The following is a 14983-nucleotide window of genomic DNA, read 5'->3' as shown; positions in this document are numbered from 1 at the left end:
GACGGTAGCTGACGATGCGTCAGACAGCCAGGGGCGCGCGCTCCTCGGCCGCCTCGTCCGCCCCGGCCGGGGCCGGCACGGCGGGCTTCGGCAGGACCACGTACAGCAGGCCCGAGACCACGATGGTGGCCACCCAGCCCAGGCCGTACTCGCCGACCGGGTTGTTCGAGGCGAGCGGGCCGGTGAACCAGTCCGAGGTGGTGAAGAGCAGACCCGAGCCGAGGCCCACCGCCCAGGCGGCGACGGCGGCGGGGGAGAAGCCGCCCGTGTACCAGTACGCGCTGGTGGGGGTGGTGTCGAGCAGTGCCTTCGCGTCGTACTCGGTGCGCCGCAGCATGTCCGCGCCGAAGACGCCGACCCAGGCCGAGAAGGCGACGGCGAGCAGCGAGAGGAAGGCGATGAAGGAGCCCATGAAGCTCTTGGCGACCAGCATCAGGACGCCGCCGAAGGCCAGCGAGATCACGGCGTTGACCGAGACCGCCCAGTGGCGCGGGATCTTGAAGCCGAGGGTCTGCGCGGTGAAGCCGGCCGAGTACATCGACATCGAGTTGATCAGCACCATGCCGACCAGCGCGATCAGCAGGTACGGCACCGCGATCCACAGCGGCAGGATCTCGCCGAGGAAGGAGACCGGGTCCGCGGCCGAGGCGAGGTCCGGCGTGGAGACCGCCATGACCGCGCCCATCAGGACCATCGGCAGCACGACGATCCCGGCGCCGCCGACGGAGCTCGCGACCATGGCCTTGGAGGAGGCCGTGCGCGGCAGGTAGCGGGTGAAGTCCGGGGCGGACGGGATCCAGCTGACACCGCCCGCGGCGATCAGGCCGGTGCCGGCCACCATCAGGGAGACCTTGCCCGCCGGGCGGTCGAAGACCGCGCTCCAGTCGGTGTTCATGGCCAGATAGACGAGCACGAGCACGGAGAACGCGCCGAAGAGATAGGTCGCGTACTTGTTGCACTTCTGTACGACGTTGATGCCGAGGCCCGAGATCGCGAAGGTCGTCACCACGAAGAGCAGCAGCGTCACGATGATCAGGAAGGTGTTGCTCTTCACGCCGAGGACGATGTCCAGGACGGTGAGCATCGCGTAGGCGCCGGTGACCGCGTTGATGGTCTCCCAGCCCCAGCGGGCGACCCAGATCAGCGCGCCGGGCAGCAGGTTGCCGCGCTGTCCGAAGACCGCGCGGGAGAGCGCCATGCCGGGTGCGCCACCGCGCTTGCCCGCGATCGATATGAGCCCCACGAGGCCGTAGCTGACGAGCGGCGCGGCCGTCGCGACGACGATCGCCTGCCAGAAGTTCAGCTTGTACGTCACGACGAGGCTGGCGCCCATCGTGAGCAGCAGCACGCTGATGTTGGCGGCGACCCAGGTCGGGAAGAGATCCCGCGTTCTGGCGGTGCGCTCGCTGTCGGGGACGGGCTCCAGGCCACGGGTTTCCAGTGCGCCTTCGGACTGGGAAGTGGTGCTCATGAGGGTGCGGTTGCCTCTCGCTCGGCTCTGGCGTGAGCCGGTGGGGGTCATCTCGGGGGACTCTACGCGCGTTGACGCCTCCCCCTCCATCGTAACTTAATACGACGATTGCCCCATAATTCCCTTTGATCTTTAGGGGAAGCCACGACTGGGGCCCCGCGGCGGCCCATGGCTGATACTGGGGACGTTATGGAATTCGTCATCCTTGCTGTAGTCATCGCCCTGGTCGCGGTCGGCGCGATCAGCGGGCTCGTGGTCAGCAGCCGCAAGAAGAAGCAGCTGCCGCCCACGGCGCCCACGTCCACGCCGACCATCACTGCCCCGCCCGCCGAGCCCCACGTCGGCGAAGAAGCCGCAGAGACGGCCGAGGAGCAACGCCGCACCGTCGAGGAGGTCGCCCTCCCCGAGACCCCGGCGACCCCCGTCGTGGTCGAGGAGGCGCTTCCCGAGGCGCCCGCCGCGCCCGAGATCGAGGTGCCCGAGCCGACGGCCGGCCGCCTCGTGCGGCTGCGCGCCCGGCTCGCCCGCTCCCAGAACTCGCTGGGCAAGGGGCTGCTCACGCTGCTCTCCCGGGACAACCTCGACGAGGACACCTGGGAGGAGATCGAGGACACCCTGCTCACCGCGGACGTCGGCGTCGCCCCGACCCAGGAGCTGGTCGAGCGGCTGCGCGAGCGCGTCCGCGTGCTCGGCACCCGCACCCCCGCCGAGCTGCGCACCCTGCTGCGCGAGGAGCTCGTGGCGCTGCTCGGCCCCGACTTCGACCGCGCGGTCAAGACCGAGGGCGGCCTGGAGAGCCCCGGCGTCGTGATGGTCGTCGGCGTCAACGGCACCGGCAAGACCACCACCACCGGCAAGCTCGCGCGCGTCCTCGTCGCCGACGGCAAGTCGGTCGTCCTGGGCGCCGCGGACACGTTCCGCGCGGCCGCCGCGGACCAGTTGCAGACGTGGGGCGAGCGCGTCGGCGCCCGCACCGTGCGCGGCCCCGAGGGCGGCGACCCGGCGTCGATCGCCTTCGACGCGGTCAAGGAGGGCATCGCGGAGGGCGCGGACGTCGTCCTCATCGACACCGCGGGCCGGCTGCACACCAAGACCGGGCTCATGGACGAGCTCGGCAAGGTCAAGCGCGTCGTGGAGAAGCACGGGCCGCTGGACGAGGTGCTGCTGGTCCTCGACGCCACGACGGGGCAGAACGGGCTGGTTCAGGCCCGGGTGTTCGCCGAGGTCGTCGACATCACCGGCATCGTCCTGACCAAGCTCGACGGCACGGCCAAGGGCGGCATCGTCATCGCCGTCCAGCGCGAGCTGGGTGTCCCGGTCAAGCTCATCGGGCTCGGGGAGGGCGCGGATGATCTGGCGCCGTTCGAGCCGGGGGCGTTCGTGGATGCGCTTATCGGGGACTAGGGCGCCTACTGTCTGGGGGCTGTGTGTTGCATGGCGGCTGCGGGTTTTCTGTGGCTGGTCGCGCAGTTCCCCGCGCCCCTTTGGCATAACGGGCTTGCTTCCCCAATGAAGGGCCCCGCCTCTGGTGGCGGGGCCCTTTCTTCTTGCTCCTTACGACGGCGCCCTGTGGCAGATGTACGCCAGTGTGCCCAGCAGCAAGCGGGCCTCCGGGGGGCGGGTCGCCGTGTCCAGGGACGGTGGGCGCAGCCAGTGGACGTCCGCCGACGGGGGCGCCGGTACGTACCCCCCGGGCCCCGGGCAGGCCAGGTCCAGGTCCGCGTCGTCCCAGCCCATCCGGTAGAGCAGGCGCGGCAGTTCGGCCGCGGCCCCCGGCGCCACGAAGAAGTGCGTGCGGCCTGCCGGGGTGGTCGAGACCGGGCCGAGCGGCAGCCCCATCCGCTCCAGGCGCACCAGCGCCCGCCGCCCCGCGGGCGCCGCCACGTCCAGGATGTCGAAGCTGCGGCCCACCGGCAGCAGCACCGCCGCCCCCGGGCACTCCGCCCACGCCTTGCCGACCTCGTCCAGGGTGGCGCCCGCCGGGACCTCCGGCGCGAAGTCCAGTGGGTGCGCTCCCGGCGCCGGGCAGCCCGGCTCGCCGCACGAGCACTGGCCGGAGAGCTCCCGGGCCCCCGGGGCGACGTCCCAGCCCCACAGGCCCGTGTACTCCGCCACCGCGGTGACCTCGGTCGCGCGGCCGCGACGCCGCGAGCCGGGCCGGATTTCGCGGATCCCCCGGCTCCCGCCCATCGTGAACCCCATGCCCCCTCCAACGGATCTGACTCGACGGTGGTTACGATCCGGAGTTCCCTGATTGCGTGCTGCTCACCCCGGCGGCTTGCGGCGGAAGGGGAGGTGGTGCGAACCGGTCCGCGCGCCCCGGCGTGCACCGTTCCACCGACTCCTGATCGACCTATGTCAAGTGAATCGCGCACAGCGCCAAGGGAGTTCATTCGAAGGGGTGGCGAATGGTGGCGTTTCTGGAATCGCCCTCGCGAGAGCGGTGATCGTAGGATTACTTTCGGTACATGGACCCTGGGGACCCGCGCGCTCGTGGGTATGCCAACGGCAAGGAGCTGTACCGTCCGAAGGGCCGCGTCCTGCGGACAACAGGCCCCGACTCGCGGCATTCTGATAGGGGTTCGCGTGGCAGGGAAGACGCACAAGGCTTTAGCTGAATGGGGGCGTTCCAGTGGGCGGCAGTGGGGCTAGCGGTACGAGCGCCGGCAAGCGCCCCAACGAGCAGCTGAGTTCGTGGTTCGTGCGGAGCGGCTGGTCGAAGGGCGAGCTCGCGCGGCAGGTCAACCGGCGGGCGCGCCAGCTCGGCGCGCACCACATCAGCACGGACACCTCCCGGGTGCGCCGCTGGCTCGACGGCGAGATGCCGCGCGAGCCGATCCCGCGCATCCTCTCCGAGCTGTTCTCCGAGCGGTTCGGCAGCGTCGTGGCCGTCGAGGACCTCGGGTTGCGCACCGCACACCAGTCCCCGTCGGTCTCCGGAGTCGACCTGCCCTGGGCGGGCCCCCAGACCGTCTCCCTGCTCAGCGAGTACTCGCGCAGCGACCTGATGCTGGCCCGGCGCGGCTTCCTCGGCACCTCCCTGATGCTGTCGGCCGGGCCGGCCCTGATCGAGCCCATGCAGCGCTGGCTGGTGCCCGCGCCCCCCGGTGAGTTGATCAACGTGGAGACCCCCGCCAACGCCCGGCGCCCCTCCCGGCTCTCCAAACCGGAGCTCGACCTCCTGGAGACCACCACCGAGATGTTCCGCCAGTGGGACGCCCAGTGCGGCGGCGGACTGCGCCGCAAGGCCGTCGTCGGCCAGCTCCACGAGGTCACCGACCTCCTCCAGGAGCCGCAGCCCCAGGCCACCGCCCGCCGCCTGTTCCGGGTCGCGGCCGAACTCGCGGAACTGGCCGGGTGGATGAGCTACGACGTGGGCCTCCAGCCCACCGCCCAGAAGTACTTCGTCCTCGCCCTGCACGCGGCCAAGGAGTGCGGCGACAAGCCCCTCGGGTCGTACGTCCTGTCCTCGATGAGCCGCCAGATGATCCACCTCGGCCGCCCCGACGACGCCCTGGAACTCATCCACCTCGCCCAGTACGGCAGCCGCGACTGCGCCACCCCCCGCACCCAGGCGATGCTGTATGCGATGGAGGCGCGCGCGTACGCGAACATGGGCCAGCCCAGCAAGTGCAAGCGGGCCGTCAGGATGTCCGAGGACACCTTCGGCGACGCCGGGCTCGACGGCGAGCCGGAACCCGACTGGATCCAGTTCTTCTCCGAGGCCGAGCTCAACGGGGAGAACGCGCACTCGTTCCGCGACCTCGCCTATGTGGCCGGTCGCAGCCCCACGTACGCGACGCTCGCCGAGCCGGTGATGGAGCGCGCGGTCGAGCTCTTCGGCAAGGACGAGGTCCACCAGCGCTCGTACGCACTGAACCTGATCGGCATGGCCACCGTCCACCTCCTCAAGCGCGAGCCCGAGCAGTCCACTGTGCTGGCCGGACAGGCCCTGAAGATCGCCAAGACGGTCCGCTCCGAGCGGGTCAACACCCGGCTGCGCAAGACCGTCGACACCGCCGTGCGGGACTTCGGGGACGTGGCCGAGGTCGTCCAGTTCACCGATCTGCTCGGCCGGGAGCTGCCCGAGACCGCCGAGGCCGTCTGACCACCCGGGGAGCCGCCACGGCGGCATACAGGACGCCGGCCGCGACGCCCACCCCGTACACCCCGACTCGGCTCCCCCACGCCAGGTCAACCGGGGGACGTCGCGGCCGGTCACCCGTCCGTGTGTACGCGGATGGTAGCCGCCTCCCAGGCAGTGATCCGGCAGTTCATGGCGGCGTAACACGCCCGACCCCTTCGTCACGGTGGCGAAACATCGTGCGGCATCGACGGAAACCGCGCTGCGCCAACCTCATGGCGCATAACGGCCCACCCCTTGCAGCCACTCGTTCGCCCCCGCACGGGCCGCCGTACCGACGACGAGGAGACGCCGATGCCCCCAGGCATCACGCTCGCAGCTGACGCTCCGCAGCTGTCCAGCGCCAACACCGGTTTCATGCTGATCTGCTCGGCGCTGGTGATGATCATGACCCCCGGCCTGGCCTTCTTCTACGGAGGCATGGTCCGCGTCAAGAGCACCCTCAACATGCTGATGATGAGCTTCATCAGCCTCGGGATCGTCACGATCCTGTGGGTGCTCTACGGCTTCAGCCTCAGCTTCGGTGAGTCCAACGGCTTCATCGGCTGGTCCAAGGACTACTTCGGGCTCAGCGGCATCGGCCTCGTCCAGCTCTGGCCCGGCTACACCATCCCGATCTACGTCTTCGCCGTCTTCCAGCTGATGTTCGCGGTCATCACCCCCGCCCTGATAAGCGGCGCGCTCGCGGACCGCGTCAAGTTCAGCGCCTGGGCGCTGTTCATCACCCTGTGGGTCAGCGCCGTCTACTTCCCCGTGGCGCACTGGGTGTGGGCCTCCGACGGCTGGCTCTTCAAGAAGGGCGTCATCGACTTCGCGGGCGGCACGGCCGTCCACATCAACGCGGGTGCCGCCGCCCTCGGCGTCATCCTCGTCATCGGCAAGCGCGTCGGCTTCAAGAAGGACCCGATGCGGCCGCACAGCCTGCCGCTGGTCATGCTCGGTGCCGGGCTGCTGTGGTTCGGCTGGTTCGGCTTCAACGCCGGATCCTGGCTCGGCAACGACGACGGCGTCGGCGCGGTGATGTTCGTCAACACCCAGGTCGCCACCGCCGCCGCCATGCTCGCCTGGCTTCTCTACGAGAAGCTGCGCCACGGCTCCTTCACCACCCTCGGCGCCGCCTCCGGCGCGGTCGCGGGCCTCGTCGCCATCACCCCGTCCGGCGGCTGCGTCAGCCCCCTCGGCGCGATCGCGGTCGGCGCCATCGCGGGTCTGCTGTGCGCCATGGCCGTCGGCCTCAAGTACCGCTTCGGCTACGACGACTCCCTCGACGTCGTCGGCGTCCACATGGTCGGCGGCATCGCCGGCTCCCTCCTCGTCGGCCTCTTCGCCACCGGCGGCGTACAGTCCGACGCCAAGGGCCTCTTCTACGGCGGCGGCCTCGACCAGCTCGGCAAGCAGGCCATCGGCGTCGGCGCGGTCCTCGGCTACTCGCTGGTGGTCTCCGCCGCCCTCGCTCTCCTGCTCGACAAGACGATCGGGATGCGGGTCCCCGAGGACGACGAGGTCTCCGGCATCGACCAGGTCGAGCACGCCGAGACGGCGTACGACTTCAGCGGCGCGGGCGGCGGCACCGCCACCCGCACACCCGCCCCGGCCCCGGGCGAGAAGGCAGCGCAGAACAAGAAGGTGGACGCATGAAGCTGATCACCGCGGTCGTCAAGCCGCACCGCCTGGACGAGATCAAGGAGGCCCTCCAGGCCTTCGGGGTCCAGGGCCTCACGGTCACCGAGGCCAGCGGCTACGGGCGCCAGCGCGGCCACACCGAGGTCTACCGCGGCGCCGAGTACACCGTCGACCTCGTCCCCAAGATCCGCATCGAGGTCCTGGTCGAGGACGACGACGCCGACCTGCTGATCGACGTCGTGGTCAAGGCGGCCAGGACCGGGAAGATCGGGGACGGCAAGGTGTGGAGCGTGCCGGTCGAGACGGCGGTCCGGGTCCGCACCGGCGAACGCGGCCCCGACGCCCTCTGAGTTGGTCCCCCGATTCGGTACGGACAGGAGCTGCCGGTGACGAGTGTGGAAGTCAGCACAGAGACAGAGGACTCCGGATCCGGCGGCTACGCGGCGGCCCGGCTGCGCCTTCTCCAGGAGGAGGCGCGGTCCGGGCCGCCGCGCCGTGCCGCCCTGGCCCGGCTCACCGACGACTGGCTGGCCCAGCTCTTCACGGGAGCCGCCCGGGCGGCCGGGGTGCGCGGAGCCGCACTGCTGGCCGTCGGCGGCTACGGGCGCGGCGAACTGTCGCCCCGCAGCGACCTCGACCTGGTGCTCGTCCACGACGGCAGCGCGAGCGCGAGCGCCGTCTCCGCGCTCGCCGACAGCCTCTGGTACCCCGTGTGGGACCTGGGCCTGGCCCTCGACCACTCGGTCCGCACCCCCGCCGAGGCCCGCAGGACCGCGGGCGCCGACCTCAAGGTGCACCTCGGCCTCCTGGACGCCCGCCATCTGGCGGGCGAGCAGAGCTTGACGGCCGCCCTGCGCACCGCCGTCCTCGCCGACTGGCGCAACCTCGCGCCCAAGCGGCTGCCCGAACTCGACGCGCTGTGCCGTGAACGGGCCGAGCGTCAGGGCGAGTTGCAGTTCCTGCTCGAACCCGACCTCAAGGAGGCGCGCGGCGGGCTGCGGGACGCCACCGCCCTGCGCGCGGTCGCCGCGTCCTGGCTCGCCGACGCGCCCCGCGAGGGCCTGGGCGAGGCCCGGCGGCGGCTCCTGGACGTCCGGGACGCGCTCCACCTGGCCACCGGCCGGGCCACCGACCGCCTCGCCCTCCAGGAACAGGACGCCGTCGCCGCGGCGCTCGGGGTGCTGGACGCGGACGTCCTGCTGCGCCAGGTGTACGAGGCCGCGCGGACCATCGCGTACGCCAGTGACGTCACCTGGCGCGAGGTCGGCCGGGTCCTGCGGGCCCGCTCGGCACGGCCCCGGCTGCGGAGTCTGCTCGGAGGCCGGACGGCGGTCCCCGAGCGGACCCCGCTCGCCGAAGGGGTGGTCGAGCAGGACGGCGAGGTGGGGCTCGCGCTCGCCGCGAAACCCGAGCGCGACCCGGTGCTGCCGCTGCGGGCCGCCGCGGCCGCCGCCCGCTCCGGGCTGCCGATCTCGCTGCACGCCGTGCGCCGCCTGGCCGCCGCGGTCCGGCCGCTGCCGGTGCCCTGGCCCGCCGAGGCCCGCGAGGAGCTGGTGACGCTGCTGGGCGCGGGCGAGTCCACCGTGCCCGTCTGGGAGGCCCTGGAGGCCGAGGGGCTGATCACCCGGCTGCTGCCCGACTGGGAGCGGGTGCGCTGCCGCCCGCAGCGCAACGCCGTGCACACCTGGACCGTCGACCGCCACCTGGTGGAGACGGCCGTACGGGCCTCCTCGCTCACCCGCCGCGTCGGCCGCCCCGACCTGCTCCTGGTCGCCGCCCTGCTCCACGACATCGGCAAGGGCTGGCCCGGCGACCACAGCGTGGCGGGCGAGGTCATCGCGCGCGACGTGGCCACCCGGATCGGCTTCGACAAGGACGACGTGGCCGTGGTCGCCGCGCTCGTACGCCACCACCTGCTGCTCGTCGAGACGGCGACCCGGCGCGACCTGGACGACCCCGCGACGGTACGGGCGGTGGCCGACGCGGTCGGGACGGCGTCCACGCTCGAACTGCTCCACGCGCTCACCGAGGCGGACGCGCTGGCGACGGGACCGGCCGCCTGGTCGTCGTGGCGGGGCTCGCTCGTGGCGGACCTGGTGAAGCGGGTGGGGGCGGTGCTCGCGGGGGCGCCGGCGGACCCGGAGCCGCCGGTCGCCACGGCCGAGCAGGAGCGCCTCGCGATGGAGGCCCACCGCACGGGCGGCCCGGTCCTCGCGCTGCGCGCCCAGACGGACGCGCCCTTGGAGGAGGGGGCCCGGGAACCGCTCGGCGTGGAGCTCCTGATCGCGGTCCCGGACCAGCCGGGGGTGCTGCCGGCGGTGGCGGGCGTGCTGGCGATGCACCGGCTGACGGTGCGGACGGCGGAGCTGCGGGCGATCGAGCTGCCCGACCCCGTGGGCGGGGAGATCCTGCTGCTGGACTGGCGGGTGGCGGCGGAGTACGGCTCGCTGCCGCAGGCGGCCCGGCTCCGCGCCGACCTGGTCCGGGCCCTTGACGGTTCCCTGGACCTCGCCTCCCGCCTGGCGGAGCGCGAGGCGGCCCGCCGCCGGGGCCCGGCCGCGCCCCCGCCCCGCGTCACGGTCGCCCCGGCGGCGTCCCGCCTGGCCACGGTGATCGAGGTCCGCGCCCAGGACGCGCCGGGCCTGCTGCACCGCATCGGGCGGGAACTGGAGCGGGCGGGGGTGCGGGTGCGGAGCGCGCACGTCTCGACGTTGGGGGCGAATGCGGTGGACGCGTTCTATGTGACGGACGGGGAGGGGGAGCCGCTGGGGGCGGAGGTGGCGGTGGGGGTTGTGCGGGGGGTGGAGCGGGCGCTGGGTTCCGGCGGCGGTTGATCCCCCACCCCACCCGTTCCCTTAAGCCCTGGGCCGGCGGCCGGGTGCTTCGTCTGCGGGCCGGTGGGGGTTGCTCGCGCAGTTCCCCGCGCCCCTCCGGGGCGCCCAGGGGATGCCGCGCAGCGGCATTTTTAGGGGCGCGGGGAACTGCGCGACCAGCCACATGCGGTCCGCAGACGAACGGAGCGGGGTGCAGGGGCCGCAGGCCCCGCCCGGGGGTCCGGGGGCGTAGCCCCCGGGAAGCCACCCTCACCGCCACCCACCCCCGGAGGGTTAAGGGAACGGGGCGGGGTGGGGAAACGTCCGCCGGGATACCCTGGGGGGCGTTCACCCGACCGCCCTACGAGCCGAGGATCCGCGACCACCGTGTTCGACACCCTCTCCGACCGCCTCAGCGCGACATTCAAGAACCTCCGGGGCAAGGGCCGCCTGTCCGAGGCGGACATCGACGCCACGGCCCGCGAGATCCGCATCGCGCTCCTCGAGGCCGACGTCGCCCTGCCCGTCGTGCGCGCCTTCATCAAGCAGGTCAAGGAGCGCGCGTCCGGCGCAGAGGTCTCCCAGGCGCTCAACCCCGCCCAGCAGGTCGTCAAGATCGTCAACGAGGAGCTCATCACCATCCTCGGTGGTGAGACCCGCCGGCTGCGGTTCGCCAAGACCGCCCCGACGGTCATCATGCTCGCCGGTCTCCAGGGCGCCGGTAAGACGACCCTCGCCGGAAAGCTCGGCCAGTGGCTCAAGGGCCAGGGCCACGCGCCCCTGCTCGTCGCCTGTGACCTCCAGCGGCCGAACGCCGTCAACCAGCTCTCCGTGGTCGCCGAGCGCGCCGGCGTCGCCGTCTACGCGCCGGAGCCCGGCAACGGCGTCGGCGACCCGGTCAAGGTCGCCCAGGACTCCATCGAGTACGCCCGGTCGAAGCAGTACGACGTGGTCGTCGTCGACACCGCCGGCCGCCTCGGCATCGACCAGGAGATGATGCAGCAGGCCGCGGACATCCGCGACGCGGTCCGCCCGGACGAGATCCTGTTCGTCGTCGACGCCATGATCGGCCAGGACGCGGTCAACACCGCCGAGGCCTTCCGCGACGGCGTCGGCTTCGACGGCGTGGTGCTCTCCAAGCTCGACGGCGACGCCCGCGGCGGCGCCGCACTCTCCATCGCGCACGTCACCGGCAAGCAGATCATGTTCGCCTCCAACGGCGAGAAGCTCGACGAGTTCGACGCGTTCCACCCGGACCGCATGGCGTCGCGCATCCTCGACATGGGTGACCTGCTCACCCTGATCGAGCAGGCGGAGAAGACGTTCAGCCAAGAAGAGGCCGAGAAGATGGCCTCCAAGCTGGCGTCGAAGAAGGGCCAGGACTTCACGCTCGACGACTTCCTGGCGCAGATGGAGCAGGTCCGCAAGATGGGCTCCATCTCCAAGCTGCTCGGCATGCTCCCGGGCATGGGGCAGATCAAGGACCAGATCAACAACATCGACGAGCGCGACGTGGACCGTACCGCCGCGATCATCAAGTCGATGACCCCGGGCGAGCGCCACGACCCGACGATCATCAACGGCTCGCGCCGCGCCCGTATCGCCAAGGGCTCCGGCGTCGAGGTCAGCGCGGTCAAGAACCTCGTCGAGCGGTTCTTCGAGGCCCGCAAGATGATGTCGCGGATGGCCCAGGGCGGCGGCATGCCCGGCATGCCGGGGATCCCGGGCATGGGCGGCGGCCCCGGCCGGCAGAAGAAGCAGCAGAAGCAGGCCAAGGGCAAGCGCAAGAGCGGCAACCCGATGAAGCGCAAGGCCGAGGAGCAGGCGGCCGCCGAGCGCCGCGAGCAGGGCGCCGCGGGCCTGCCCGCCGCCGCCCAGGCCCCGCAGGACTTCGAACTGCCGGACGCGTTCAAGAAGTTCATGGGCTGACGTCCGTCCGGGCGCGTACTACGTACTTCGTACGTACGAGACGTTCGACGCAGCACCGGAAGGGCCCGTGAGCCGTACAGGCCGCGGGCCCTTCCGCGTACCCCGGGCGGCCCCTTCGGCCCACCCGGAATGCCCTGTTCCGTCCGCTCTCCGATAATCGCCGTACAGGCCAGAGGAGAGCAGCGTGCCCAATCCCGTACCCCCACGAGATCGCACCGACCAGCCGTGGCGCTCCGAGGGCGCGCCTCCGCCGCCCCCGCCGAAGCGGAAGATGCCCGGGGGCTGGGGCAGCCTGATCCTCGCCGCGCTCGTCGTCTACCTGATCACCAATCTGATCCTGTCGTTCTTCGACGAGGGCAACGAGCCGACGCTGTCGTACACCGAGTTCAGCAAGCAGGTCGCGGCCGGCAACGTGGAGAAGATCTACTCCAAGGGCGACGCCATCCAGGGGCAGCTCAAGAGCTCCCAGGCCGTGCCCGGCGGCGGCGACAAGTACACCAAGTTCACCACCCAGCGGCCCACCTTCGCCGACGACGACCTGTGGTCCCAGCTGACCAAGCAGAACGTCACGGTCACCGCCGAGCCGGTCGTCGAGCACCGCAGCTTCCTGGCCAACCTGCTGATCTCGCTCGCCCCGATGCTCCTGCTGGTCGTCCTGTGGCTGTTCATCGCGCGCCGGATGAGCGCCCGGCTCGGCGGCGGGATGCTGGGGCGCAAGGCGCCGCCCAAACCGGTCGAGCTGACCGAGGACAAGCGGACCACGTTCGAGGACGTGGCCGGCATCGACGAGGTCGAGGGCGAGCTCAACGACGTCGTGGACTTCCTCAAGAACCCCGCCGCGTACCGGAAGATGGGCGCCCGGATGCCCGGCGGCGTCCTGCTCGCGGGCCCGCCCGGCACCGGCAAGACCCTGCTCGCGCGGGCCGTGGCGGGCGAGGCGGGGGTGCCGTTCTTCTCCGCGTCGGCCTCCGAGTTCATCGAGATGATCGTGGGCGTGGGCGCCTCTCGGGTACGCGAACTCTTCGCCGAGGCACGGAAAGTGGCCCCCGCCATCATCTTCATCGACGAGATCGACACCATCGGCCGGGCGCGCGGCGGCGGCGCCGGGATGGGCGGCCACGATGAGCGCGAGCAGACGCTGAACCAGATCCTCACCGAGATGGACGGCTTCTCCGGATCCGAGGGCGTCGTCGTCATCGCCGCCACCAACCGGGCCGACGTCCTGGACCCGGCGCTCACCCGGCCCGGCAGGTTCGACCGGATCGTGCAGGTCAGCCCGCCGGACCGGGGCGGCCGCGAGTCCATCCTGAAGATTCACACCCGTGAGATCCCGATGGCGCACGACGTCGACCTCGCCCAGCTGGCCCGCACCACCCCCGGCATGACCGGCGCCGAACTCGCCAACCTGGCCAACGAGGCGGCCCTGCTCGCCGTCAAGCGCCGCCAGAGCGAGGTCACCCAGTCCGACCTCTCCGACGCCCTGGAGAAGGTCCAGCTGGGTGCCGAGCGGCCGCTGGTGATGCCGGAGGAGGAGCGCCGCCGCACCGCCTACCACGAGAGCGGCCACGCCCTGCTCGGCATGCTCCAGCCCGGCGCCGACCCCGTCCGTAAGATCACCATCGTGCCCCGGGGACGGGCGCTCGGCGTGACGCTGTCCGCCCCGGACGCCGACAAGTACGCGTACACCGAGGACTATCTGCGCGGCCGCATCATCGGCGCGCTCGGCGGCATGGCGGCCGAGCACGTCGTCTTCGACGTGATCACCACGGGTGCCGAGAACGACCTCGAACAGGTCACCAACCTGGCCCGGGGCATGGTGGCCCGGTGGGGCATGAGCAAGAAGATCGGCCCCCTCACCGCCCTGCCGGGCGACGCCCAGCAGGCGTACGGGCTCGCCGCCGCCCCCGAGACCCTGGACGCCATCGCCACCGAGATGCGCCGCATCGTCGACGAGTGCTACGCCGAGGCGTGCCGCCTGCTGCGCGAGCACCGCCCCAAGCTCGACGCCCTCGCCGAGGCGCTGCTCAAGAACGAGACGCTGGAGGAGGAGGCCGCGTACCGCGCGGCCGGCATCCCGCGCCTGGCGAAGACGGAGTCCTGAGCGGGCTCGGGATCGCCCCTACGCGCGCGTGGTGGAAGGCCGGGGCCTGCTACGGCGTACGCGCGATCAGATAGCGGAACACGTTCGGCATCCACACCGTGCCGTCCCGGCGCAGATGCGGGTGCAGCGCCTCCGTCAGCTCCTTCTCGACCTGGACCTGGTCGGTGGCCCGGGCCGCCGCGTCGAACAGGCCCGTCGAGAGCAGCCCGCGCACCGCGCTGTCCGTGTCCGCGTAGCCGAACGGGCACGCCACCCGCCCCGACCCGTCGGGCCGCAGACCCGCCCGCGACGCCAGGTCCTCCAGATCGTCGCGCAGGCTCGGCCGCCAGCGGGGCGCGTCGGTGAGCCGGGCCGCCACCCGCAGCACGCCCGAGGTGGCACACCGCTCCGGCGGACCCCAGCCAGCCAGCACCACCGCGGCGCCGCGCTCGGCGAGCCCCACCGCGGCCTCCAGGGCGGGCACCAGGCCGTCCGCGTCGCCCGCCGCGCAGCCGACCGGCTCGAAGGCGGTCACCAGGTCGTAGCGGGCCCCGGACGGATCGGCCGCGGCCCGCGGGCCGCCCTCCAGGACCCGGGTGTCGTCGCGGTCCCCGACGCGTCCCCACACCCCCTCCGGCAGCAGCCGCTCACGGGCCAGCGCGAGCCGCTCCGGCCGGGTGTCGACACCCGTCACGCGCGCGCCGCGCGAGGCCGCCATCAACAGGGCGAGCCCGGAGCCGCAGCCCAGGCCGAGCAGCCGGGTGGCGGGTCCCACCTCCAGCCGCTCGTACACCGCTTCGTAGAGCGGTACCAGCATCCGCTCCTGGATCTCCGCCCAGTCACGCGCGCGTGCACAGGCCTGCGCGGGCGGGGCGGAGGCGGCGGGGGACTGGTGCCGGACGAGCGTAGGTGTCATGGAAAGC

Annotated in this window: 10 protein-coding genes; 7 read left to right on the top strand and 3 right to left on the bottom strand. The window is 72.2% G+C overall.

Features of this window, described 5'->3' with window-relative positions:
* Positions 1–19 precede the first annotated feature (19 nt).
* Positions 20–1471, bottom strand: coding sequence for a cytosine permease (locus QIY60_RS05010; protein ID WP_283141336.1), 1452 nt, complete (start codon positions 1469–1471; stop codon positions 20–22).
* A gap of 189 nt (positions 1472–1660) precedes the next feature.
* On the opposite strand from QIY60_RS05010, the gene ftsY reads away from it, so the two are divergent.
* On the top strand, positions 1661–2875 hold the full coding sequence (gene ftsY / locus QIY60_RS05005) for a signal recognition particle-docking protein FtsY (protein WP_283141335.1): 1215 nt from the start codon (positions 1661–1663) through the stop codon (positions 2873–2875).
* 150 nt (positions 2876–3025) lie between these two features.
* Here the strand turns inward: ftsY and QIY60_RS05000 are convergent, their stop codons facing one another.
* Positions 3026–3673 (bottom strand): bifunctional DNA primase/polymerase, encoded by a 648-nt coding sequence (locus QIY60_RS05000; RefSeq protein ID WP_283141334.1) that lies wholly within the window; start codon positions 3671–3673, stop codon positions 3026–3028.
* A gap of 430 nt (positions 3674–4103) precedes the next feature.
* Here QIY60_RS05000 and QIY60_RS04995 point away from each other — a divergent pair, with 430 nt between their 5' ends.
* The 6 genes from QIY60_RS04995 to ftsH all read left to right on the top strand — a co-directional run bounded on the left by QIY60_RS04995 (position 4104) and on the right by ftsH (position 14081).
* Positions 4104–5579: a hypothetical protein gene (locus tag QIY60_RS04995; RefSeq protein ID WP_283141333.1), complete on the top strand. Its 1476-nt coding sequence runs from the start codon at positions 4104–4106 to the stop codon at positions 5577–5579.
* 330 nt (positions 5580–5909) lie between these two features.
* Positions 5910–7253, top strand: a complete 1344-nt coding sequence (locus QIY60_RS04990; RefSeq protein ID WP_283141332.1) for an ammonium transporter — start codon at positions 5910–5912, stop codon at positions 7251–7253.
* A complete protein-coding gene (locus QIY60_RS04985; RefSeq protein WP_283141331.1) occupies positions 7250–7588 on the top strand; it encodes a P-II family nitrogen regulator in 339 nt (112 codons plus the stop codon). Before QIY60_RS04990 ends, QIY60_RS04985 begins: the two co-directional genes overlap by 4 nt.
* A gap of 36 nt (positions 7589–7624) precedes the next feature.
* Entirely contained in the window at positions 7625–10072 is a 2448-nt protein-coding gene (locus QIY60_RS04980) for a [protein-PII] uridylyltransferase (RefSeq protein WP_283141330.1), read from the top strand.
* A 366-nt stretch (positions 10073–10438) separates the two neighbouring features.
* The gene (gene ffh, locus QIY60_RS04975) at positions 10439–11980 is read left to right on the top strand and encodes a signal recognition particle protein (RefSeq protein WP_266984273.1); all 1542 of its coding nucleotides are present in this window, start codon (positions 10439–10441) and stop codon (positions 11978–11980) included.
* A gap of 184 nt (positions 11981–12164) precedes the next feature.
* Entirely contained in the window at positions 12165–14081 is a 1917-nt protein-coding gene (ftsH, locus tag QIY60_RS04970) for an ATP-dependent zinc metalloprotease FtsH (RefSeq protein ID WP_283141329.1), read from the top strand.
* 49 nt (positions 14082–14130) lie between these two features.
* On the opposite strand, the gene QIY60_RS04965 is transcribed toward ftsH, so the two are convergent.
* On the bottom strand, positions 14131–14976 hold the full coding sequence (locus tag QIY60_RS04965) for a methyltransferase domain-containing protein (RefSeq protein ID WP_283141328.1): 846 nt from the start codon (positions 14974–14976) through the stop codon (positions 14131–14133).
* Between the last annotated feature and the right edge of the window lie 7 nt (positions 14977–14983).

It is taken from the genome of Streptomyces sp. BPTC-684, assembly GCF_030028635.1.
Classification (GTDB): Bacteria; Actinomycetota; Actinomycetes; order Streptomycetales; family Streptomycetaceae; genus Streptomyces; species Streptomyces noboritoensis.
This window is presented reverse-complemented; position numbering and strand designations above follow the sequence as displayed.

Excerpts from the sequence above, each read along its gene's own strand:
- QIY60_RS05010 (WP_283141336.1), bottom strand. The coding sequence starts at position 1,471 with ATGAGCACCACTTCCCAGTCCGAAGGCGCACTGGAAACCCGTGGCCTG.
- ftsY (WP_283141335.1), top strand. The coding sequence starts at position 1,661 with ATGGAATTCGTCATCCTTGCTGTAGTCATCGCCCTGGTCGCGGTCGGC.
- QIY60_RS05000 (WP_283141334.1), bottom strand. The coding sequence starts at position 3,673 with ATGGGGTTCACGATGGGCGGGAGCCGGGGGATCCGCGAAATCCGGCCC.
- QIY60_RS04990 (WP_283141332.1), top strand. The coding sequence starts at position 5,910 with ATGCCCCCAGGCATCACGCTCGCAGCTGACGCTCCGCAGCTGTCCAGC.
- QIY60_RS04985 (WP_283141331.1), top strand. The coding sequence starts at position 7,250 with ATGAAGCTGATCACCGCGGTCGTCAAGCCGCACCGCCTGGACGAGATC.
- QIY60_RS04965 (WP_283141328.1), bottom strand. The coding sequence starts at position 14,976 with ATGACACCTACGCTCGTCCGGCACCAGTCCCCCGCCGCCTCCGCCCCG.